Below are 24,475 nucleotides of genomic sequence, written 5' to 3'. Positions count from 1 at the left end.
GTAGCCGATGAAAATAAAGCGATAAAAAAAGTTAACAAACCCGGGGAGGCTGCCAGATAGAGGTTAAAACATCTTTTTCATAAAAGACATTTTTGTACGGTGTTGTCCGTTTTAAAGAAGGGAACGTCCATTTCCTGAGTTCCAAAGAAAAATGGCTATCTACGGTAAATACAAGCGTGAGGCTGCCGGAATGGGTTACGAAGGGCAATTGCTGATCCCGCTGATAGTCTGCATCCTTAACCGGGTGATTGTAGTGCATTTTCAAAAATGCCCCGAACGTCAACTCCGGATCCTGCTGCCGGTGTTCTATAAAATGCGCTACCAGTATGGGTATTTTCAGGAACTGGGAAGCCTCAGTCGTAGAGACCAGGTAAACAAAAAGCATACATATAGCGATCCACCTGCGCACCGGCCAAAGGTATGAAAAACCGGATAAAAACAGCGTAGTTTGGATTTGCATATTTGTAACAAAACAATATACCTGGTCATAACATCATAGCCAACTTCATAAAAAAATTTTATCGCCTCGCTGTTCAGGTATGGATGCAATATGCACAGGATGCAGCCCGGTGGGCTTCAATATAAACAGCACCAGTACTAAAGGAAGCCAGGCCATCCCTGTAAATGGTCGGCCCCTGGCATACAGCAATACGATCGTTTGTATAAAATAAAAAAGCTGTATCAAAACCATCGCTTCGTTCTGAAGGATACCTTTTGATACAGCCATGCGGATGGAATCCGGAAACCGTTTATTTCACATTCGCACTAACGATCTTGGCCAGATCGAACATTGACACCTGGGATTTACCGCTAAATAAGGTTTTTAATTTATCATCAGCGTTGATCATCCGTTTGTTGGTGGAGTCTTGTAATCCCTGCTTTTTAATATATGCCCATATTTTTTTGATAATATCGGGACGCGAAGCCGGTTTATTACCGATTACTGCTGCCAATGCCGGACTGGGTGTAAGCGGTTGTAACAGGGCGGGGTTTATTTTTCTTTTCTTCTTGGGAGCGGCCTTCTTTGCTGCTACTTTCTTGGGGGCTGCTTTCTTTGGTGCTGCCTTTTTGGGAGCCGCTTTTTTTACGGGAGCTTTTGTAACTTTTTTGGGTGCAGCCTTTTTAGCGGCTGCTTTTTTGGGTGCTGCCTTTTTTGCAGTGGTTTTTTTCGCTGTTGCCATGATAATGGGTTAAAGTTTAAAATCGAATTAACCTTATAAAGTTAGCTAAAACATCCATTAAAAAACAAAACAGATCCTGCCGGTCTTTATCTTTTTACATATTCAGCCAGGGAAGTACCCCTGTTTTTTCCCGGCAATGGTCCGTTTAAGCGGGTCTTTTAGGGGATCAGCAAACCGGGGCCATACCCCGCTTCCGTTACGGATACTTTACAGAACAGCCGGAAGCTGCACCCGCCTGAGGGCTGCTTTACACCGCAAAAATGGAAAATATGGCTGCATCCCGGGAAGCCGTCCAACCGGTACCGCCTCATTAAAGAAATTGAAAATCAGCGGCATAATGCATCAAAAAAGCCTCCTTCCCATACCATGCAGGTGCCGGTGAATGGCGGCCATTCAGAAGGGCAGGATGATTTTAAGACTGCCATTCCGGCCCATATTATAAATCCCCGAATGCCCGTTCGGTGATTGTGCATAGTGCTCAAAATATTTCAACCGGTTTAAATTGGATTGATAGGCCTTATTGAAAAGATTTGTTACCTCGAACTGAACCTGTATGCTTTGCATTTTTGAAAATGGAATGGCGGCAACCACACCCGCATGAAAGAGCATAAAGCCGGCTGTTGCCGTTTCCGTTTGATCTAAACCAAGGTAGCGCCCCTGCGCAGCCGTACATTCCATGGATAGTTTTGGCGTTAACGCATCCAGCCATCCGGACCGGGGGTTTATGACCTGCGAAAGACTGCCTACCCATTTCAACGGCGGTATCAGCGGCAGATATGCGCCCTGTATCCCTTTATTTTTATAGGCAGCCTCCCGGTTGAAGCCATACACCAGGGCCAGGCTGTTATCGAACCGGAAGCCTGCTAATCGCCGGGGGTGCACCGCCAGCCAAACCTCCGCTCCATAGAGTTGCGCACGGGCCTGCCGGTATTGATAGGTTTTATTGCCCTGGGGATCTGCCAGGGCATTACCGTTTGCATCTGTCACTAAATTTAAGTAGATATAATGCTCAATATCCGTATTGAAAAAACTTACATCGGCGGAAAAATTTTTAAACCGCGCACTGACTCCGATATCTTCCTGTAATGAAAACTCCGGTTTAAAGTTCCGGTTGCCGAGGTAAATCATATGCGCACCGGGATCTAACCCGTTGCTGGCCATTTCGGTGATATTCGGTGCCCGGTATCCCCTGCCGATATTGGCTTTCAGGCTTAGCTGATCAGAAACCCGGAAAGTTCCGCCCACACTTGCCGCCATTCCGGCGAATATTTTCCGGTATGCCTCAAACTGCAATACAGCCCCGGTGGTGTCCGGGATCATTGCCTGCTGATCAAACCCCGTGGCATCATTGGGCTTTACATAGAAGTTATCCCATTGCACCTGCCGCAGATCATAGCGCAGTCCGCCGCTTACTGTCCACCGGTCATTGCTCCATTTTGCATATGTATATATACCACCGTCTCCCAGATGATAATCCGGAATGGGGAAATCAGTAGCAGTTAAACTTTTGTTATGCTGGAACATCCCATTCAGCCCAATGGTTGCTTCAATATTTGAAAATACCGGCGCATGGTACCGCAGTCCATAATTGAGGGTATTTAATTTTACATACATGCCCGGCTGCTGTAACAGGGCCGGGTGATTATATTCCCTGCGGATGTTTTGCTGGGCACCCAGCAACAGCTCAATGCCACCGGTGCCCGCCTGCCACCGGCTGTTGAGGTACGCCCGGTAATGCTGTATATGCTGTGAAAGTCCGGGTAACCGGTACCCGTTTAATTCACTGGCCGGCACCACCGGGCGGCGACCGATGGTATCTTCCGTTCCCTCATACACCTGTTTGGTAAATTTACGGGTAAGCGAATCGCGGCTGCCGTCTGGAATGGCCTGGAGGTTATCATATAAGGTAAGACTGATCCGGATAAACCCTTTATCCGTTTTGTAACCAGCAAGCGCAGACAGATTGCTTTCACGGAACCGGGTAAGGTACACCCTTCCGTCTACCGGGTTGCGGTAGTCTTTCGCCATCCTGTAAGATCCTCCCGCAGCCAGTAAAAAATGCCCGTTATCGTAGCCGAATCTCAGGCCATTGCCTATTAAATTGTTATTCGTTTGATACTCCCCCGTAAATTTCCCGTGAACCCGTTTGTCCGGAACACCGGGTACAAAGGGGAACAGGCTCACCACGCCGGCCAGCGCATCGGATCCATATTGTAACGAGGACGGACCTTTGATCACTTCTGCCCGGTCTATATTGTAGCCATCCACTTCAATACCATGCTCATCGCCCCATTGCTGTCCTTCCTGCCGGAGGCCGTCGTACAGGGTAAGCACCCGGTTATAACCCAGCCCGCGGATGAACGGCTTTGAAATGTTTGGCCCGGTTTGCACCGCATGTAATCCCGGTACATTTTTCACCAGCGCGTCTATAATATTGACCGATGCCGTTTGTTCTATTTGTTTGGATGAAATACTGGTCACAGCCAGCGGGTTCTCCCGGATACGCGTTGCCTTCGATACACCGGTGATCACAATTTCATCCATAATGCCATCGCCCGCCGGCAATGCTACCGGGATGGTCAGCTGTTCATTTTTTTTTACCCGTACCGGCAACTTTACATCAATATAGCCCACGCAGGACACCTGCAGGGTATAAGCACCCGGGGGAACATCGCAGATGATAAAATATCCGGCACTGTCGGTAACGGCACCCCGCCGGAGCTCTTCCAGCAATACATTGGCCAGGGATACCGGCTCCTGGTTACCGGTTACCACGCCCCTTACCACTGTTTGAGCATACCCCATCCCTGTTAACAAACAACACGCCAATAACCATCCGGCATAGTTCACCCGTATTCTGTTCATACCACGCTTTTAAATATGTAATAACGGGCAGCAGCCAACATTTATCTGCCCACCCCACCTGCAGGGTCGTACCTATGCTTTCAACAAGAAAGCAATAAAAATTTATTTCATCAGCAAAAATATAAAGTTAGATTAGTCTAACAAACAATTTTCCGGAATTATTTTCTGCCCGGGGTAAAGAACGCCGGCACTGTTTCCTCCTTATTCTGAAAAGTGCGGGAATAACGGAACTCCAGGGGTTACCAGCGGCCACCCGCTCTGTGAATGCAATAGCACACTCAAAATGCCTGTTTTAAATATTGCAGGGAAACGGATCGCTGAACCGGGCCTTTGTCGTGAACAGATACAATTCCGTATCCTGTAGTAAACATTGTTCCAGGTCCGCCGTAAGCTGCGTTTTATCCAAATCCTGGCCGATAAATACCAGTTCGTTCATCCGGTCGCCCCATTGCTTACTCCAGCGTGCCTCAATTGCGTCCCGGTTATATACATAAGACGGATAACGCATGCGTTCATTGTAAGGCATACTACTCCACCATATCCCTGCTTTTTCTATACGGGAAGAACCGCCGGCCTGTGAAAAATTCAGGGCGTCACCGGGCCTTGATGCCAGCCAGAACAGACCTTTGGCACGAATGATCCCCTGCGGGTATTGCGTGTTTAAATAATTCCAGAACCGCTCCGGATGAAAGGGCCGCTGCCTGCGGAACACAAAGGAGCTGATGCCGTATTCCTGGGTTTCGGGGATGTGTTGTGCTGCCTCCAGTTCCTTTTGCCAGCCGGCCGCGGTTTGGGCTTCTTCAAAATCAAACAAGCCGGTATTCAATATGGCGGCAGGATCTACCCTACCAAAACCGGAACGAATGATCCGCGCCCCCGGGTTTAGCTTTTGAAGGGTGGCCTCCAGGAGACCGGCGGTATGTGCGGTCACCAGGTCGGTTTTATTCAGGATGATGACATTTGCAAATTCTACCTGGTCGGTCAGTAGATTGACAATGGTGCGGTTGTCCCCCTCCATATCCGTTAGCGCGCGGTCTTTCAATAAAGCCTCTGTACTAAAATCTTTAAAAAAATTAAAGCAATCCACTACGGTAACCATGGTGTCGATATAGCTGAACCGGGAAAGATCGATACCGTTTTCTTCATCGCTGTAGGAGAAGGTTTGTGCCACGGGTATGGGTTCGCTGATGCCGGAGCTTTCGATGAGCAGGTAATCAAACCGTTCCTCCCTGGCGAGTTTCTCTACCTCCAGCATCAGGTCTTCACGCAGCGTACAGCAAATACAGCCGTTGCTTAGTTCCACTAATTTTTCCTCCGTCCGCGACAGCGCGTTTTCCTGCTCCGCCCCGGGCAGATGATTTTCGATCAGCCGGGCGTCCAGGTTCACCTCACTCATATCGTTTACGATTACGGCTACCTTTAATCCCTGTTTGTTGTGTAAAACATGGTTGAGCAGGGTTGTTTTTCCCGCTCCCAGAAAACCGCTCAGTACCGTTACCGGTAATTTTTTATTATTATTGTTGTTGACCATTGTGCATTGTTTTTTGAGAAAAATCCGGTGGCTGCCGGTTTCATAAATATCCGCTACCGTTAATGGCAATGCAGCCAAGTTTATATTCAGTGCATGTGCTGTTAAAAAAAAAGAGGGTCTCAAAAGTCTTTTACAGGAGGATCAGCACCACAACCCTGCGTTGTTATGCCTGCTTCCCGCAGCGCGGCTGTATCCTGCGTACCTGTGGTACAGGCTTACGCCCTTGCCGGTGCCGTCACTGCAGCGATCTAACCGCGAAATCCAACTTAACACCTGTGCGGTCAACCGGAACTACAGCGTTGCGTTCAGGGCACGGCGCGGGGTTTGTTATCAGCCTGGTGCTATTTTGCAATAAACACCGGGCATAACCAATGGAAGACGATTGAGCCCCTCTATAACTTTATTTATCAAAATGGCCTTCCCATTCCCGCATTTTTCCGGCCTGATCTTTTATCTTCAGATGCACATGAAAGTGGCCGGACGGTATATCGGAAAGGTTAAAATGTTTATGCAGATGAAAACCCGGTTTACCCACATAGTCTCCGGTGATGGCATACTCTTTTTCAAACGTTCCTCCATGGATCTCCAATGATATATCGGCAATTTTATTAGGGGCTGTAATATCGCCCGCTATATGCAGGTCGGCCGTTGCATTATTATATGCTACTTCGAAGCCCGTAACGGATGGCAATGAAGGGTCTGTGATAATACTTAACCGGCTATCTGCCTTTGCGGTATTGCCCGCTTTATCGGTAACCGTGAGCTGCACCCGATAGCCGCCGGGAGCCGCCGTTTCCGGGATATCGATATGCTCATGAAATGCCGCATTCTTTGAGCCGGTATATCCTTCGGTAAAGGTTTTATCAAAAGTCCAGCCCGTTCCGTTTTCCGGTTGAATATGCACGCTAATGGCTGCAATGGTACCGGGAGCCTGTATGGTGGCTTCCATATGCACGTCATCGCCGGGATAGCCGGTTCCGCTGTTAGCGCTGCCCAATTCCAGTTGACTGATAGCTGGTCCGGCAACGACCTCCTTATCCTTACTGCAGGCACTGATGGCCAGTATAAAAAGAAAGACGGGAATACTCCATTTACTAAAAACCTGTTTGTTGTTCATGATTGTTACGTTGATGATTGGTTAAAAAAAATTTACCTGTTTATTATCCGGGATATGTTCCCCATTCAAAAGTCATTGCTGATCATATGTACCATAATAAAACAGACCGGAGGATCTGAAAACAGTGAGTCTTTTATCAGACACAAAGCCCAGCTCCGTGGTACTGCCATTTACCGATTTAAAGCCACTCCCTCCAATAAGCGTGTAGCTGGTTGCCGTGTTATCAATTGCCCCTGCATCGGTTCCGGAACCATAAGTACTTGCTCCGGCTTTGTTAAAACTATAAATCAGCCCGGCACGGTTGCTTGATGCGCCCATTTTAAATTCGTCGCCTTTAAAGATTTTTCCAGCCAGTTCGTTCGTACCGGTGATGGGCAATAGTTCGGCCGTTGCCTCATATTCCACGGGACCGCTACCGCTGTAGTAAGCGGATGTGATTTGCTTATTTTTGTTCAGGGTAAACTTAGCTGTACGGGCATTGCTGCCGGTTACTTCAAAAAGCAGGGAGGAATCGGTTAAAGCGTAAGTGCCCTCCAGATCGGTAGCGGCCGAAGCGATAAACAATGCCTTGTTACCTTCCAGGAACCGGATAAAGTAAACACTGGTGTATTTGCTTCCGGTTTTCTGGGTATTGGTACCTGCTACAAAATGCCCGGTAATGGCAAATGGTTTATCGGGCGCTGTTATAATTTCTTTCTTCTTACATCCGCCGGCGGCGGCAATGCCTGCAAGCATCATTACTGATACTATTTTTTTCATTTGTTTATTTTTTAAATGGTGATTGTTTCCGTGATTCATTTAATTTTTATACTTAAGCCTTTGATGGTTTGCCAACCCTCTTTGTCGGTAACTTTTATCATAAAATGATAGTCGCCGGTATCGGCATCCGCAGGTATCTCAATCTGTGCCGTAGCAGTATAGGTGCTGTTGCCGGGTGGCACCGGTATGCTTTTTACAAGAAGCAATGGCTTCACCGGAGTTTTTACGGGGTCCATACTACAAGTGTTTACCTCGGTGCTGTGACTGTGATGATCAAAGTTGTGGTGTACATCGATGCTCACCGACCCCAATGCTGCATTATCCGCTACCAGTATTTTAGCGGTAAATTGTTGCCCTCTTATCAGTTCGCTGCATTGCCTGGGAAACGCCGCCGCCGCTGTTACATCGATCGAAGGATATTCTGTATCTTTTATGCGGTCCTTATCTTTTGAGCAGCCGGCGAACAATACCGCCCCACAGATGCCTGCAGCTACCCGTTTCCAATGTTTCGTCTGATTCATATCTATTGTTTATTGTTTAAAAAATCAAAAGGGATCTTTGCCACCAATACCCAGTTGCGCCCCTGTTCCGGCAACCCGATCAGCCGGTAAAAACTGGTATGATTGAGGTAGCGGAGGTTGAACACATTTTGCAGTTGCATACGCAGCTGCACTACCTGCCGTTTTATCCGGATGCCGGTTCCTGCCTGCAGATGCATCAACCGGTAACCGGGTGTTTTTTTCTCCGGTGGCACCACCTGCTGTTGTGCCGCAGTAATGCGGTAATCCACCGAAAAATAAGTATGTTGAAAAGATTCCGGGAGTTCCGGCTGATAGGTAAGATTCAGCAACAGGGAGGATGGCGGTGAAAACGGCAGCGTATAGCCTTTTTTGTCGCCGGATACCTGTTCTGCATACAGGTATTCACCCAGTACTTCCGCCTTTAAATTTTCCCGGAGCTGAAAGGCGATATCCAGCTCTCCCCCAAACCGCAATACCCTGCTTTGCCGGTATTCAAAAATCTGGTTACCCGCGCCATACAGGTAATCAAAATCCGGGGTGGGATTTAAATAAATATAATTGGAGAAATAATTGAGGAACGGATTGAGCTGAACACGCCATTTGTTTTTAGTAAACATCCATCCCGCGTCCAGCTGGTATGATGCTTCCGGGGCAAGGTCCGCATTGCCGCGCTCATAGCTGAAATAATGATAATTGATACCATTGGCACCCAGCTCCTTTGCAATGGGCATCCGGAAGCTTTTACCGATATTGGCTTTCAGCTCCCATTGCCGGGTATGATACGTAACACCAACAGACCCGGTAAGGCTGTTAAAACGCCGGACGTTTTCTTCGGCACGTACCACATAAACAGCGTTCGTATCCCCGTTCCGGATAAGCGGGGAGGCAAACCAATCGGCGTACCGGCGCATATGGATCCGGCCGCGATCATATCGTAGTGCACCATGTAACAGCATGCGTTCACCCAACTTCACCCGGTCATATACAAACGCGCCAATTGTCCGCTGATCAAAGGCCGGCGCCAAAAAGCTCCAGCCACTGATCTCATTATCCTGGATCTCTCCATTCACCCCAAACTGCAATTCCTGTTGCCGCAACTGCAGCCGGTCATGAAGGTTCACAGCATACACCCGTTTAAGAAACTGTCGTTCGAGTGTTTTGGGAATGGTCATCGCAGCGGGATAAACCGGTGGCATAAAGCCATGATTGACATAAACATTGTATTCCTGCCGGAAATTCTGCTGATAACCCAGTTCTAATTCCAGGTGGTGACCGTTCATCCTTACATCGTTCCGGCTGATGGCTTTAAAATGACGTACCTTTTGATACGGCATCTGCAGGTCCCGGCTGCTCCGGTCGTGCAGCGCCGGATCTACCGCCCTCGGTTCCAGTCCGTGGGCATTGGCAAAAAAGCCGCTTTTACTAAATGTATTACTGATGTAAAAAACAGACCGGAACCGGTCCGAAATATACCCGGTGCTCATATGCAAAGCCGTTTCTGCTCCGGCCGTATTTCTTAAATATTTTTTGTACAGGGATACCGGGTAATCGTATATATACACGCGGGCAGCAGGTACCCGGTAATCGCCGTAGTTGAGGCCGGTTACCCTTCCGGTAGCAAACCACCGTTGCTTGCGGCCGTAGAGATTTAAGGAACCACCATACAACGCGTTATTGGTTTTCCCGGTCACTTGCAGATCACCACCCAGGCTGTGCGGCGCCGGCAGCGCGGGCGGTTGTATACGGATAACACCGGCTATTGCATCGGAACCATAAGCAACAGAAGCCGGCCCCTTTATGATTTCCACTTCCGCCGCGGCAAACTGATCAATTTCCAGGCCATGATCGCCCCCCCATTGCTGTCCCTCATGCCTAATGCCCCGGTCTACCACCAGCACCCGGTTAAATCCGAGGCCCCGGATCAGCGGTTTGGATTGCCCGGATCCGATGCCAATGGCCTTTATACCCGGCAGTCGCTCCAGGCTTTGCATAAGGCTTCCGCCCAGGTTTTTCTGAAGCTCATCGCCGGTTACGATCTCCAGGTTTAACGGTGTTCCGCTTTTCCGCCGGCCCATTGTATTGTTAGATACGATCACCTCATCCAAAAGCCGCGTTTCCCGGCACAGCACCACGCGCAGCGAAAGATCCCGATCGGTAATCGTAATATGCCGGGCAACGGATTGATAACCGGTACCTGATAAATAGAGCGGGTAAGTACCGGCAGATAACCGCCTGCATATATAAGCGCCCGGAGCTGCTTCTACCGGAATCGCAGGACGCTTTCCCAACTGCACTACAGCGCCGGGAACAGGTTGTTCATCTTTATTGATAACGGTTATGGTCAACTGATATAACTGCGCATTTGCCACGCAGCAAAACATGCCGCAGCAAAGCAGGAGCATAAATTTCATATACAGAAATGCAATAAACCCGGCAAACGCCCGCGTTTATCTTTTCATTAAATTGGGAATAGGGAAAACAGGTACACCCCGTAGGTGGGGAATGTATTAAACAATAGCAGTGGCCATGGCAGCCGGCGGACCTTTATTGGTAAACCCCTGTAAGGTAAATTTATAAAAACCGATATAATAGCGTCCGCCATGCACCGGTATGGCCGCAATGGGAGTCGCTATCTGAATATCCGGAACGGATCCATCATAGGAAACGCCGTGCTGAATCTGATCGCAGATCTTACAATGGTCTGCGATCATTTTTACCAGCGCTTCTTTTTTTTCCAACATCACTTTGTTTTCATAATGATGCTGGTGCAGCAGCTGCATGGAAAATGAGCAAAGCAGGATCAGTGCAAACATCGCTGCCGATAATTTACAGCGCAGCAGGATGATATAGAAGCCGGCTTTTCTCAAATCGCAACAAAGTTGCAAAAAACGAATTACTTATCCAAAACTGATTCAATTTATTTTTTAGCGACGGACAGGTTCACTGCTGCAGGGTTCGGCCGGCCGTACATATGCGGCCCGTACCCGGGATGACGGCAACATCCGTCGTATCCATTTAACAGATCCATCGATGCTATCCTGTTTTGCAATAAATTCGCAGCAGATTTTTAAAACGAATTGCACATGAAATACCGGAACCTGCTAAGATTCGTCTATACAGGAATGTTGCTGGGGTTCTTTGCAGCGAACGCATCCGCGGCGTTGCCCGTTACCCCCAATGATTTTAAAGGAACCGATACCGAACGGATCCAGAAAGCGATCCGCAAGGCCGCCAGGTACACGAATACCATTACCATTCCTTCATTTAATGCCAATGGCACCGCTATCTGGAAAATTGACCAGGCCATTTTGGTGCCCTCCGGGATGACCATCCTGTTGGACAATTGCGTGCTTCAATTGTCAGACAGCTGCCGTGACAATATGTTCCGCAGTGATAATGTAGGGGAAGGTACAGCGCACCCGGTATGGAATAAAAATATTGCGCTTATCGGCATCGGTAATGTGATACTGAAGGGAGCCAACAATCCAAGGGCTACCGGCGACGGGTTGCGCCGGCTGGTTTCTGCCTATGACGCCAATCACAGTAAGGAACGGATCAGTTATGGAAGCGATGCCGGGAAGCCCGGAAGAAAACAGCTGTCCGACTGGCGGAACTTTATGATCCTGATGGCCTATGTAGACGGCTTCAAACTTAAAAACATCCACTTTGAGCACGCCCATTCCTGGGCCGTAACGTTTGAACGCGTACATCATGCGGAGCTTTCGGATCTAAGCTTCTTTACTCCGCAGTTCCGGTGGATAAGGGGAGAAAAAGTTACCACTTACAACAATGACGCCATCGATCTGAGGGAGGGATGCAAATATTTCCAGATCAGGAATATAACCGGGATCAATGGCGACGATTGTATCGCACTCTCTGCCCTTGACCTGGGAGCTGCGTATCATTCAAATGGCAACCTGCAATCATACCAGGTTACCTCCACCCTGCACAGGGACTCCGCGGATGATATTGAGCACATTCATATCAGCAATATCAAAACCAATTATACCGGGGTGGCGCTCCGCGCCAGTGACAGCGCCAGCATTCATCATGTGTTTATCAACGGCGTTACTACCGTTGCCGATCCTGAAATTCCGCCGCCCTATAAAGGCAGCCCTTATACGGTTCTGCTGGGGAATACCGGTTATGGGAAAGCTGCCACCGCATATAAGATCCACCATATCTATATATCCAATATCACCGGTGATGGCCTGGCGTTGATTGAGGTAAAATCACCCATCGCCGACTGTGTGTTTATGAATGGCGTGTACACCGGCTCAAAGGCAGCAACGGCCGTCACTTACCGGGATCAAACCCAAACATTGAGTCAACATATACGGGAAGTAAACCTGATCAGATCTGAACATTCAGCGGTTCCTCAATAGCAGCGCATGGCCCGGTATTCCGGCCGGAACAAGGTACCGGTATTACCTCCCCTGTCAGTTTACAGTTGCAGGACCCGCACCAGTTTTCGGACCTGGTATTTTTTTTACCTGAAAAAATGAGACCGGCACCGGCTGCCGGTTCCAGTGCCGGTGCAATACCAGGGCCGCACCCAGTGCCGTGCCCTGGTTCATAGCGGCCGCAAATACTTCCTGTTGCGGAAATACCCGCGCCAGCAATGCCATAAAGAGGGCATTTTTACTAAATCCTCCGTCTACATAAATGCTGTTGACAGCACTGCCTGTTAATACAAGCTGCGAAGCAATGCTTTGTTGCAACACCAGGTCCATCATTAACCGGCGATAGGCGGCTCCGGGCGTTTTAAAGGCATTCAGATCCCGCTGGTGAAACCGGCAGGGTGTTGTAGCGCCTGGATAGCCACCAGCAGTACCGGTAGCCTCCTGTCCGAACCCTTCCGGCACCACCGGGTCTGCAGCAACGGCTTTATAAAAATCGGGCGGTGCATTAAAATGGCGGGCGATGCGCTGTACCTGCTGTTCGTGGTCGTTGCCTGCAAACAACATGGATACGCTTACGGGAGCACCCTGATAGGTAAGATAACTCAGGCATCCGTTTGCCAATGCTGCTTCGTCGGGCAACCGCCGGCTAAAAGGATTCAGACTAATGGCCCAGGTGCCGGTAGATAAAATCATAAACGGTTCGGAAAAACTTTGCAGATAAGGGATCATTGCCGCAGAACTGTCGTGCAGCCCGGTACCAACCGCGATCCATTCACCCGTTTGCTCGTTCAGCACCGGCACGGCCCTATCACCCGGTGTAACAGCACACAACTTATCCAGCAGCGCTTCTTCTTTCAGCCAGGCATGATATTGTTGTTCCCGGAAATTCCACATGGCAGAATGACAACCGATATTGGTCATTTCAGCCACTTTATTACCGGTTAGTAAAAAACTCAGGTACTGGGGAAAATGCAGCACGTTTGCAACCGCTGCATATAACAAGGGTTTCCTTTTTTTAAACCAGAACAATTGCATACCGGCATTCAGGTGTCCCATCGGAGGCGAACAGGTATCCTGCGCAAACGCAGTGCCCCCTGTTTGGGCAGTAAAGACCTTTAAAAGCTCTTCCGGATAAGGTTTCAGGTAATTATACAGGTACCCTACCCTTTTTCCTGCAGCATCTATATATACCAGCGAGGCTCCGTAAGTAGTAAAGTTGACGGCCTTTAACTGATAAAGCGGCGAAGCTTTTAACTGCTGAAAATGCGTCAATATCCAGGCTACTACCGCATCCAGGTCTTCGCAGGGGAAGCCGTCATCATCAGTTATTTCATCAAAAACAACCATATCCTCTTTTACGATATGGTACTGCTCATCAAAGAGCAATAATTTCTTATTGGTCTTGCCGATATCAAAAACAGCACTTACCGGTATTCTTGTTTGCATCGTTATCCATGTATCAGCTTGCGCAAAAACCGGGAGGTTTTTACCGCATCATTTTCCCGGATGAGTGCGTCGATTTCATTATAATGGTCTTCCACGATCTGCTCATATTTCTTTACCCACCATATGCTTTCGGCGATGGCGTCTACGGCATCTTCCCGGTAGGGATATTGATCCATAGAGATCCAGCCATCATAGCCCGTTTTCTTTAACCAGAATAATAGTTCAATGTACGTGGTAAAATGTACGCTGCTTACGATCATATCATCATCCCAGCTTCCATGGTTATCATTAAAGTGCATATGATACAGCAGGTTGCCGGCCCTTTTGGCCAACACTACTGCTTCTGCCACATTTTCCCCGGCATAAAAGCTATGCCCGGTATCAATGGTAATGCCCACATTGCTGCAGCCGGTTTCTTTTGCGGCCAGAATCGTATCAGCCATGCGTGCATGATAGGAAAAATTACGCGGCTCCTTTGGCTTGTATTCCAGGGCATACCGGAGGGTGGGAAACGCTTCCGCAACGGACCGGGTGGCTTCTGTGAGCCAACTCCGCTCCTGGTCGTAGTCGGTTGCCAGCAAATAATCATAGCCGTCCTGGCCCAGCCACAGATTTACGATGCCGCAATTCATAGCCAGCGCCACTTCGCTCATTTGCCGCAGGTAATCCAGCGCAGTGCGGCGCACATTGGCGTCTATGCTGGTAAGGCTGCCCTTTCCGAAAAGCGGATTTCCAAAAGTATCGGGTATAATACTGGCGCAGGCCACACCGGCATCATCCAATCGCTTCTTCATATCGGATACATTATCCGGCCGGATATCCCAGCTTCCGACCAACTCAATTCCCTGGATCTGCGGCATCCGTTCCAGTGCCAGCTTTAACATTTCTTCTGAGCTGGGGTTCTGTTTATACCCCTGGCAAAAACGGTCGCGCGTATTTCCCAGGTTCCCCAGTATAATAGCATATTTATGACTCATAACAATACGGTTCTATAGGGTGATGATAAATTGCACTATCTTATATTTTCCATTCATAGTTTTTCCAGCGGCCCATTACTTTTCCGAGGGCTTCAATTTCGTTATCTTCTATCGGGATCATGTCTCCCAGTGATGTTGACAATATTAATGATTTTGCACTGAATTCGGCTACTTCAAGATAATCAAACGCCTGTAAGAGTTTATTACCGGCCACCACCACTCCCTCGTTTTTAATAATCATTACCGGTGAATTTTCCGGCAGCACCGGTTGCTGTGTATCTTTATTGGCAAACAGGCATCCCAATTCACCCATTTGTATATCCTGGAGATAGATCCAGGTTTCCGGTATGGTGCGCACGTTAAAATGCGCCCCGGTAATAGCAAAGGAAGTGAGGTAAATGGGTTGTGTGATGATCACCGCATTGATCTCCGGATGGCGTTCATAAATAGCCTGGTGCAGCAACACGGTTTTATCCGGTACTTTTCCTTTTTCCGTTTTACCGTTCCGGATCTGCACCAGGTCACCGGGTGTAAGATCCCATTTAGACAGACCGTCCGGCGTAATAATAAAGTTGTTCTCTTCCCACCGGACAGACATCGATCCGTATGCGCCCATCATCAGGCCCTGGCGGCAGGCCCGGTTAATAATTTTGTGCAGCTCCGTTCGCTTTTCCCGGTTAGCGGTTGAAAAAGACGGCTCCTGCGCTTCTTCCGGCAGGCTGGTCTTAAACCGCATCAAATGTTTTTCGATGCAGGTTTCGGTAAGGGTATGCAGGTTTCCGATCCGGTAGCCATAAAGTATAGATTTTGCGGTAGCCTCCATCAGCTCAAACTTCTGATAAGCATCCGATATATCGGAGCCTCCCGTTACCGTTCCATGATTTTCCATTATGACCACCGAAACCCCTTCCTTAAATTCCTCCGCAATCCGTTCGCCCAATGCTTCGGTTCCCGGCATTGCATAAGGCGCATAGCCGATGTTGCCGCATAGCGCGCGCACCTGCGGCAGCACACGGGTATCTGGCACTTTACGTACAATACTGAAGGCTACCATACCGGGAGGGTGCGCATGTATCACCGCTTTTATATCGGGGCGCTTTTTATAAATAGCCCGGTGAAACGGGTACTCCGACGAAGGTTGATGTACGCCAAGGATGGTGCCATCCTTTTTTACACAAACAATATCGGATGGTTTCAACAATCCTTTGTCTACTCCCGCCGGTGTAATCCAGATATTTTCGTCTTCATCAATGATGGATATATTTCCTCCGGAGGTAGTGGTAAGTACCCGGTCGTATATCCGCAACATAATTAATGTGATCTGGTCACGAGGATGCATTATTGTAGTACTCAGCAAGCTTTTCATAAAAGAATCATTCTAAAAAGTCTCAATCGCAACAAACTTAAAAATAGCAATCAGCATTTCTATCCTGCCTTGACCCGGAAGCAGTTTTCAGGTATTAGCAATTAGCTATCAGTTATCAGTTTTCAGTTGATTCGTCCGGCATCGGTGATCTGACATCTTGCATCAAGTATCAAACGTGAAACCTGGAACCTCAAACCTGGAACAGGCCTTTGACGTTTAGCATTCAGCTATAAGTTTTCAGTTATCAGTTTTCAGTTATTGTTGTCTCGTGATCGGTGATCTGACATCTTGTATCAAGTATCAAACGTGAAACCGGAACCTCAAACCAGGAACTTTAAACGTTAACCTGTTTTTATTTTAAAGAATCCTTTTTTTCTTTCTTATATTCATTTTTTAACCCTATTTTGGATGTTGTTAACGCATTCCTTATTGCCAATGAAAAAAGAAACATTATTGGACCTCATCCAGGTAGATCCTTATTCGAGCACTTCAAAATACCTGCAGATCGTAAATGCCGTTTTAAGAGAAATTGAAAAAGGCACGATCAGGGCCGGCGACAATATGCCTTCGATCAATGAGCTCAGCATTGAACTGGATATTGCACGGGACACGGTGGAGCGGGGTTATAAACAATTGCGCCAGATGGGCGTTATTAAAGCCGTTCCCCGGAGAGGTTATTTTATTGAGAATACCGAGTTCCGGCGGCCGCTGAAACTGTTTCTTCTTTTTAATAAACTGAGCACGCCTAAAAAGCAGGTTTATGATGCGCTGGTACATGCGCTTGATGATAACGCCGGGATTGATTTTTATATTTACAATAACGATTTTCATTTATTCAAAAGCCTGCTTTCCGGAAACAAAGATCCTTATACGCATTATGTGATCATTCCGCATTTTATTGATAGCGGTGAACGGGCGTATGAGATCATCGATATGATACCAAAAGAAAAACTGATCCTGTTAGACAAATTACTACCGGAGATAAAGGGCCCTTATGGCGCTGTTTATATCGATTATGAAAACGATATTTACCAGGCTTTAACGGCCGCCCTGGAGCGCCTGGTAAAATATCATACCATTAAGCTGATCTTTCCGGACAACAGCTATTATCCAAAAGAAATAAAAAAAGGCTTTGCGCATTTTTGCCAGGACAATGCCTTCTCCTACCGGATCATTAACAATATCGAAAATGAACCGATCAAACAGGGGGAAGTATACATCAACATGATTGAGGAAGACCTGGTTACGCTTATTGAAAAAATACAGCCTACATCCCTGAAGATCGGCACGCAGGTGGGTATTATCTCTTATAATGAAACGCCTTTTAAAAGAGTTATCCTAAATGGGATCACTACCATTTCTTCCAACTTTCATGAAATGGGTATCATGGCTGCAAAGGCGATTGTTTCCGGTGCTACGGACAAACAGAAAGTACCATTCCTGCTTACGTTAAGGCCTTCTTTATAAGACGCAGGCCAACAGGTCTTGTTTACTCAAACGCATCGCCCACCGTTATGACCGCATTCTTTAATATGCAGGAACTGATTCAACAGTTCTCTGGACCACGCAGTCCATGCAATGGCATCCGCTTAACGCGAAGCGAACCGGTATTCACCGGATCCAACCTGCACAACGGTATACCCATCTGTAGCCGGCAAAACCCGGATGTCCTTTATCAACCGGATGTTCTTCCCGGATTCTGTTACGGATGCTCCCCTGGTGGCAGGGATCCATACTTCTGCGCTGGTATTGGGCGGTATGGTAACGGTTAACTCATAGCCGCGGCCTTCCTTCTTCCAGCTGCTCTGAATGGTTCCCGCTACGGACCGGAAGGTACCACGCGCCTCCGTAAGGTTCCCTGTGGGCTGGGGTTTGATGCGGATCTTCTCAAAACCCGGTGCTGCCGCATTTATACCCAATAAAGAGCGGTAAAACCATTCACCAACCGATCCGAACATGGGATGATTTTGCGAGTAGGTATTATCCGAATACTTCCAGGTTTCCCAAAGCGTTGTAGCACCACCTTCAATCATATGCCCCCAACCGGGATAATCGCGCTGATCTGCGATCCTGTAAGCCAGATCATTCCGGTTGTGCAGGCGCAGCACATCAAAAAGCATTTTGGTGCCAAAGATCCCTGTAGAAAGGTGGTAATTTTTTGCAGCAATGGCCCGTTCCATGGCGGCCAGCGCCTGCGCTTCCTGCTGCGGATCTAATAAATGATACCAGAGGCCAAAGAACTGTGCCGACTGGGTTCCATTGTCAAATGTTCCGTTGGCTGTATGATAAAATTTTTGCACAATGGCCCGCCGGATGGTGTCTGCCAGCAACTGGTATTTTTTATGATCCGCCTGCTCACCCAGGATGCCGGCGAATTCACACATTAACCGGATATGGTGATAGTAAAAACAGGAGGCTGCAAATGCAAAGGGTTTTTCATCGAGCGATTCATGATCACTCAGATCGGTATCATATAAATAGTCTTTTGCACGGTCTGTAAGAAATTGTACCTGTCGCTTTAACGCCGGGTAATGGTTACGGATCACCCGCTGATCTCCGTAAAAATCATATACCTGCCGGATCACATAGGCAAACCCGATCTGGAAACCCAATGGGCCCGATTGATCTCCCGGGCCGCTATCGGCAATGCCCATATACGGTGCCGTTTCTGTAATGCCCCCCAGGGGCCGCTGTGCGTCTTCATGATCCTGCAATACTTTGCGGTAAAAATTGGCCATATCAAAATTAAAATTGAATGCCTCCGCCGTACAGAACATATCGCCGCCATAACCGAATTTTTCACGGGCCGGACAATCAGACTGTACACTGAACAGGTTGCTTAAAAAGGTCCAGCGGATATTTTCTGCCAGTTGATTCAACATAGCATTCGAGCAGTTAAAGGTTCCGGTTTCCTCAACTGCCGCACTCATCCGCAATCCTTCAATATCGGAAAGCTGCGGCGTACCCGGCCATCCGGTTATTTCTACATACCGGAATCCATGAAACGTGAACCGGGGATGCCAGACTTCTTCACCCCTACCCGATGCCGTATACCGGTCTTCCTGCCAGGCAACCGGGGGAGCACCCGGGCCACCATTGCCCGATTTTACCTGGCCGGCTACCGAGGTCATCCCGTTTAAACTGCCATCCTTATACACATCTTCTCCGTACCGGAGCACTACCTGGGTACCGGCCGGTGCCTTTAAACGGATGCGGGCTACCCCCGCAAAATTTTGTCCCATATCCACCACGTAAACGCCCGGTTTAACAGCGGTTATTTTCACCGGATGAATGACCCGGGTAATTTCCACCCCCGGCTGTAGCTGCGCCTGCATTTTACCCGCTGGCCCCTGCACCCGAACGGCCGGTTTAGCTGCTGCCCAAATGCCCCCGGAACCATTCCAGTGCTCTATTCCGGCACGGGCATCATACTGTTCTCCCAGGTATACATTATTCCGGATAACAGGGCCTGGTGCTGTTTGCCAGCTGGTATCCGTGGCGATGAAACCGGTAGTACCATCTGCATACTGCACCCTTATCATGGCTTTTACACAAGGTTCTCCAATGGTAAGGTGTTCTCTTAAATTACGCGCGCCCCACATATGCAGCGGCAGCGGGTTATACCATCCGTTACCCAGCATTACCCCAATGGTATTGGAGCCCTGCTGCATAAAGGCGGTAATATCCAGCGACCGGTATAATACTGTTTTGTCAAAGCTCGTCCATCCCGGGGCCAGCAATTCCGTGCCGGCTTTTTGCCCGTTAATATATGCTTCATAATATCCAAGCCCTGTGATGTACAAACGTGCGGCCGTAATTTTTTTTGCACTGCTAAACGATTTTCTAAACACCGGTGCCGGCCGGCCTTTATAAAAATCTTCTTCCCGCAGCGGTGTTTTGCGCCCGTCACCGATCCATTGCGCATTCCACTCACCTGCGTCCAGCGCGGCGGTTTCAAACCAGGCATTCGGCGTCCATGCCGAGGGTTTTCCATCCTGGTCCCAAACCCGCAGCTTCCAGTAGTACCGGGTAAAGGAACGTAAGGGCCTGCCACTATAAATGATGCCATTGGATTTTGAAGTGCGAACAATGCCCGAACTCCAGCTGCGATTTCCGGCACTGTGTATACTATCGGTGCTCACCACGATTTCACAGGCCGATTGTTTGCGGTTACGGCCGCTGGCTTCAAAAATCCAGCTGAACGCCGGCCGGGCGATATCAATGCCCAGGGGATTTTGTATATACTCGCACTTCTGCGTAATAGGCCGGAGGGTTTGAGCGGCCAGGTTGTTTGCCGGCGAAACAACTGCCAGCAACAGGGATAACCATAAAAAGCGTACCATTTTCATGTGATGGTTTAATAATGAATAGCGGTCAACATCAGGGTTTATGCATCATTTCATTTAAAACAATATAAGGACAGGACACGGAAGTAAGATAAACCGGTCCGCGGGTATACGACGGCGGATGAAAACATTCCAGCGGACCGGCATAACCGCTGCCCTTTCGAAAATCCGTATCCCTTAATTCAGCAATATACTCCTTTACCAGCTTTTGCGCATTCTGCTCGTCTACAAGCCAGATGGCATATGCCACCCATCCCACCGGTGTATGCCAGTATGCACCGTTTTGATACTGGTTTAGCGGAGCTTCGGGTATGGCCCCTTCCCAGGCAGTAGCAGCACTGAAATCATCTGTTGTAAGCACATGCCGTATCGCACCTTTATACGCCAGGGTACCTGCCGTATATGCCTCCGAAAGTGAGGCCGCGGCCTTTTCTGCTGCTTTACCCGAAAGGATCCTTAAGTAAATGGCCAGCGCAGTACCCCATACATCTTTTTGCGCGCTCTTGCCGGTAGATGCCCGCAGCATGCCGCCGGTATCCGTAAAGATCGCTGGTATGGCGACTTTCAGACTGTCGGCAATCGTCTTATACAAGGCTGCTTTGGCAAAATTGTTCTTTTTTTTAAAGATCGACGAAAGATCCAGGGCGGCCTCATATTTCAGCAATGAGGGATAAAGCAGATCGCCCGTGATATGGATGGCATCCCTGAATCCAAAATCCACCGCGCGATACGGCTCTATGGAATGCACTATATGCGTACCGGAATGCGCAGGGGGAACCCGGAAAGCGATCTCCAGCCTGTCTGCCAGCGCCGTACCATTAATTATTTTATCCAGCACCGCCCCATCACCGGTGGTGGCAATATAGTGTGCGGCCATCCTGATAAAATAAAACTGATCACAGTATGGCGGAAAAAAACCAAATGCATCGGTGCCCTGTTCTTCCACATCATAGGTACCGGCAAAATAAACCGGCACCCGGTTATCGGCCAGGATATGATCTGCAATGGCCCCATAAGGGATCATACCGCCGCCTTTCGTGATCTGCGTTTGATCGCATTGCGTAGCGGCCGTAAGCAATAGCAGGTGCTTTTGCTCGCGGGCAGTTACAAAACCCGTTTCGAGGCTCATCACATAATCCCTTATCCAGAAAGCGGGATAGGTATCCCTTCCTCCCGGACGGATCAGGGTGCCACCCGTTTTATTAAATCCGAAAGGTGTGGGCATCGGCTGGCCGGAACGCACACGGGCGCTATCTAATACCGCCTGTGTAAGCCCTTTTAAAAAGCGCAGGTCTTCCGTGTGGATAATACTTCTTTTTTGTGCGTAAACGGATGACGTCCACAGCCGAAAGAACATGAAGGCTGACAGGGTCAAATATTTCATGAACAAAAGCTGCCATGATTTTTTTCTGGATCGCATAGTTTCTTTTTTACATAGGCACTTTACCAGTTTCCCTTTAAGGCATATAGTTTTCCTGCGCCGGGTGGCAGCAAATCCGTAAAGATCGCTCCTGGCTTATACCGGACGGCGTGCTGTTTTCCATCCAGTGCTGACACGTAACGTATTCTTTTAATCCCTTTATTCACATTGAATGAAAAAGCTACTTCGTTCTTCAGCGATTTGTTTACCACCATTACAAAAGATTGCTTTGTACGGCGATCTTTAAAATGCGTAAGCAGCATGCGTTGATCCTTCACCGGTTTCCAGAAAAAATCATCTGGTATGATCATTCCTTCCGTACCATCCAGGGTATCTGAATGATATACCGCCACTGCATCCAGTAAGCCTACGGTCTTTCCCAACTGCTTCAGTTCCGCATTTAATTTTTTAAAAGACTCGTACAAATCGGTCTTGTTGCCCAGGCTGTCGATGATGGCATTGGTAAAGCGCTCCACAGGCTGTCCTACCGGCGTATTGTAGGTAAACCATACCAGGCTTTTGATCCCGTAAGCCAATGCCGTATATGCGCTGTACCGCAATTCACTGCTGTTGGGTCGCCGGTAAGCATTTACAATGCCCATCGATTGCGGGTACATGGAGGTGGCTATCCCATACTGCAGGCCGGCACGCCGGATCACATCCAGGTTTTTAAAATACGCCGGCCCGAAAGATCCGTTCGCCAGCAACGGATAATGATCAAAGGAAAGCAGTTTCAGGTTTTCCTTCCCCACCTTCTGTATCCAGGCATCTACATAGGCTTTTTCATAATCGGGGTAAACAAAATTGGGGAACAGGTTTACGGAAGGAATACGTACCGGGTCATATTTCAATATAGTTTTATACGCGTTGGCCGGCCAGGCCAGATCCTCCTTACCTGGCTCATCTACGATAAAATAACCGCCCAGCCCGGGGTGTTGCTTATAGACCCGCACCATTGCAGCAATATCTGCTTCGCTGCCCCGCACACGCGGGTCACGCACAAAATAGTGCAGCCCATACCGGGCCGCCAGGTCGAGGATGCGGAGGTTTCTGCGTTCTGCTACGGCGGCATCCTTACCAACGTTAAAAAGACTATCCCCTATAAACTGGATAAAATCCACATTGGCCTCTTTGATCCAGCGGAACTGTTCATCATTGGTCATTTCCGGCATCGGCCCATAGAAGATGCCGATTGAAAAAGAACCGGGAAGCGTATCTTTTACCGTAGCTGCATGCGCTGTAACAATCAGGCTCCAGCATACTACCACTCCCAACATGCGTTTCATGTACCTGTGTTTTATACGATTTTATAAATGAACGACGGACGATCAGGGTTTGCTAAAATTGCCCATCAACTCAATTTCCATGATCTGTATGGCCTGGGTTGGTTTGGGGTTCCAGGTGGAGTGCACCTGTATCCGGATGTACCGGTAGGCCTGTGCACCCGGCGGAATCAGAAAAAGCTCCCCTGCCGTAACATTATGTGTGCCTGAGGTGAAATCGCCCAGCTTGGTCCAGTTCGTCCAGCTGCCGTCTGCCGGCGGATTATTGCTGCCCCATAGCGAAAATGTTTTGGGGTTACCTTCCGAATACGTCGATCCCCAGTCTGTACGCTGCCATAACCGGAATGAATACAGGGCGTAATCCGGTGTACCTAATTCAAAGGTAACATGAGCGGGTTTTAGAATATCGGGTGAATGATAACCGGGGTCTGCATTGGTTCGGCCGTCCCACATATTTTCAATACGCCATGTGGGGAAAATAGAAGCCATTTCACCGGCATCACCCGGAAGCCTGACCGCCTTAAATTTCGATTTATCGAGCTTATACACGATGGCTTTTGACGGAATCAATGCCGGGCTGGTTTTTAACGTATCAACAGACGTTGTATCGGCCCGGTACCAGGTGGTATAGGAAAGATCCGTTCCGGATTTATAATCGGCAAGCGTGGTATTTGCCGACTCCGGTGTTACAAAGATCTTCTTAACAACACCGGTGGCATCCGTATAGGTAAGTTCATGTCCGATGCTTCCATTATAGGTGTCTGCACCACCCCAGGTTAATAACAGCTTTCCGTTTGTATTGTCTACAAAGCTCTCGCTCAGCGGGCGGTTAAACATATTGGAGAGAAAGATAGCTCCTATGGAACGGCCCTGTACCTCTACCGGAACGGAATGTTTACCCGCATCATCAAAGGTTTTGATAATAAACGAATACATTCCCTCAGGTATATTCAAAAAATAGGAAACCGTGTCTATATTCCCAGGTATTTTGAATTCTGCAGAGTCTGCAAAATTATTCCAGTAAATACGGGCTTTGGAAACAGTGGGATCTACCGGTGCCGCCCAGGTAAACTTAACCCGGTTCAGGCCCGAATATGTTTTTACCGCTTTGGCCCGTTCTACATAAGTGATGCCTTCGGGTACTATATATTTCTTATATGGATCATCCATTTTCTTACAGCCGCCAATGACCAAAATTACCAGCGCTGCCATAAACAGACCTGTATTGATTTTCATATTGCTCTAATTAATTTTACGATA

General features: G+C 48.4%; 19 protein-coding genes. 2 read left to right on the top strand and 17 right to left on the bottom strand.

What is annotated here, in order from left to right:
* Window positions 1–31: 31 nt before the first annotated feature.
* The 10 genes from Q1V85_RS23320 to Q1V85_RS23275 form a co-directional block, all read right to left on the bottom strand.
* Window positions 32–460 carry a hypothetical protein gene (locus tag Q1V85_RS23320; RefSeq protein WP_300603996.1) on the bottom strand — a complete coding sequence of 143 codons (429 nt, stop codon included), beginning with the start codon at window positions 458–460 and terminating at the stop codon, window positions 32–34.
* A gap of 45 nt (window positions 461–505) precedes the next feature.
* Window positions 506–727, bottom strand: coding sequence for a hypothetical protein (locus Q1V85_RS23315; RefSeq protein WP_300603993.1), 222 nt, complete (start codon window positions 725–727; stop codon window positions 506–508).
* A 22-nt stretch (window positions 728–749) separates the two neighbouring features.
* A complete protein-coding gene (locus Q1V85_RS23310; protein WP_300603990.1) occupies window positions 750–1,181 on the bottom strand; it encodes an SWIB/MDM2 domain-containing protein in 432 nt (143 codons plus the stop codon).
* Between the two features lie 393 nt (window positions 1,182–1,574).
* Entirely contained in the window at window positions 1,575–4,046 is a 2,472-nt protein-coding gene (locus Q1V85_RS23305) for a TonB-dependent receptor (RefSeq protein ID WP_300603987.1), read from the bottom strand.
* Window positions 4,047–4,338: 292 nt separating this feature from the next.
* The gene (locus tag Q1V85_RS23300) at window positions 4,339–5,577 is read right to left on the bottom strand and encodes a GTP-binding protein (RefSeq protein WP_300603984.1); all 1,239 of its coding nucleotides are present in this window, start codon (window positions 5,575–5,577) and stop codon (window positions 4,339–4,341) included.
* A gap of 400 nt (window positions 5,578–5,977) precedes the next feature.
* Entirely contained in the window at window positions 5,978–6,694 is a 717-nt protein-coding gene (locus Q1V85_RS23295) for a DUF4625 domain-containing protein (protein WP_300603981.1), read from the bottom strand.
* Window positions 6,695–6,766: 72 nt separating this feature from the next.
* Complete coding sequence (locus Q1V85_RS23290; RefSeq protein WP_300603978.1) at window positions 6,767–7,453, bottom strand: hypothetical protein; 687 nt, start codon at window positions 7,451–7,453, stop codon at window positions 6,767–6,769.
* A gap of 35 nt (window positions 7,454–7,488) precedes the next feature.
* Complete coding sequence (locus Q1V85_RS23285) at window positions 7,489–7,974, bottom strand: DUF4625 domain-containing protein (protein ID WP_300603975.1); 486 nt, start codon at window positions 7,972–7,974, stop codon at window positions 7,489–7,491.
* Window positions 7,975–7,976: 2 nt separating this feature from the next.
* Window positions 7,977–10,385 (bottom strand): TonB-dependent receptor, encoded by a 2,409-nt coding sequence (locus Q1V85_RS23280; RefSeq protein WP_300603973.1) that lies wholly within the window; start codon window positions 10,383–10,385, stop codon window positions 7,977–7,979.
* A gap of 96 nt (window positions 10,386–10,481) precedes the next feature.
* A complete protein-coding gene (locus Q1V85_RS23275; protein ID WP_300603971.1) occupies window positions 10,482–10,787 on the bottom strand; it encodes a hypothetical protein in 306 nt (101 codons plus the stop codon).
* A gap of 270 nt (window positions 10,788–11,057) precedes the next feature.
* On the opposite strand from Q1V85_RS23275, the gene Q1V85_RS23270 reads away from it, so the two are divergent.
* Window positions 11,058–12,359 carry a hypothetical protein gene (locus Q1V85_RS23270; protein ID WP_300603968.1) on the top strand — a complete coding sequence of 434 codons (1,302 nt, stop codon included), beginning with the start codon at window positions 11,058–11,060 and terminating at the stop codon, window positions 12,357–12,359.
* 54 nt (window positions 12,360–12,413) lie between these two features.
* On the opposite strand, the gene Q1V85_RS23265 is transcribed toward Q1V85_RS23270, so the two are convergent.
* From Q1V85_RS23265 to Q1V85_RS23255, 3 genes are read right to left on the bottom strand one after another with little or no spacing between them, the layout of a single operon-like run.
* Window positions 12,414–13,823, bottom strand: coding sequence for an FGGY family carbohydrate kinase (locus tag Q1V85_RS23265; RefSeq protein WP_300603965.1), 1,410 nt, complete (start codon window positions 13,821–13,823; stop codon window positions 12,414–12,416).
* Between the two features lie 2 nt (window positions 13,824–13,825).
* Complete coding sequence (locus tag Q1V85_RS23260) at window positions 13,826–14,800, bottom strand: sugar phosphate isomerase/epimerase family protein (RefSeq protein ID WP_300603962.1); 975 nt, start codon at window positions 14,798–14,800, stop codon at window positions 13,826–13,828.
* A 40-nt stretch (window positions 14,801–14,840) separates the two neighbouring features.
* Complete coding sequence (locus tag Q1V85_RS23255; RefSeq protein WP_300603959.1) at window positions 14,841–16,109, bottom strand: class II aldolase/adducin family protein; 1,269 nt, start codon at window positions 16,107–16,109, stop codon at window positions 14,841–14,843.
* A 492-nt stretch (window positions 16,110–16,601) separates the two neighbouring features.
* On the opposite strand from Q1V85_RS23255, the gene Q1V85_RS23250 reads away from it, so the two are divergent.
* A complete protein-coding gene (locus tag Q1V85_RS23250; RefSeq protein WP_300603956.1) occupies window positions 16,602–17,633 on the top strand; it encodes a GntR family transcriptional regulator in 1,032 nt (343 codons plus the stop codon).
* A gap of 122 nt (window positions 17,634–17,755) precedes the next feature.
* Here Q1V85_RS23250 and Q1V85_RS23245 read toward each other — a convergent pair whose 3' ends face one another.
* Genes Q1V85_RS23245 through Q1V85_RS23230 form a run of 4 tightly spaced genes read right to left on the bottom strand, consistent with a single transcriptional unit; the run spans window position 17,756 to window position 24,451 of the window.
* Window positions 17,756–20,509, bottom strand: coding sequence for a family 78 glycoside hydrolase catalytic domain (locus Q1V85_RS23245; protein ID WP_300603953.1), 2,754 nt, complete (start codon window positions 20,507–20,509; stop codon window positions 17,756–17,758).
* 37 nt (window positions 20,510–20,546) lie between these two features.
* Entirely contained in the window at window positions 20,547–21,932 is a 1,386-nt protein-coding gene (locus Q1V85_RS23240) for a hypothetical protein (protein ID WP_300603950.1), read from the bottom strand.
* 23 nt (window positions 21,933–21,955) lie between these two features.
* Entirely contained in the window at window positions 21,956–23,218 is a 1,263-nt protein-coding gene (locus Q1V85_RS23235) for a hypothetical protein (protein ID WP_300603947.1), read from the bottom strand.
* Between the two features lie 42 nt (window positions 23,219–23,260).
* A complete protein-coding gene (locus Q1V85_RS23230) occupies window positions 23,261–24,451 on the bottom strand; it encodes a DUF4998 domain-containing protein (protein ID WP_300603944.1) in 1,191 nt (396 codons plus the stop codon).
* Window positions 24,452–24,475: the final 24 nt, after the last annotated feature.

The organism is Niabella sp. (genome assembly GCF_030150205.1).
Lineage (GTDB): Bacteria > Bacteroidota > Bacteroidia > Chitinophagales > Chitinophagaceae > Niabella.
This window is presented reverse-complemented; position numbering and strand designations above follow the sequence as displayed.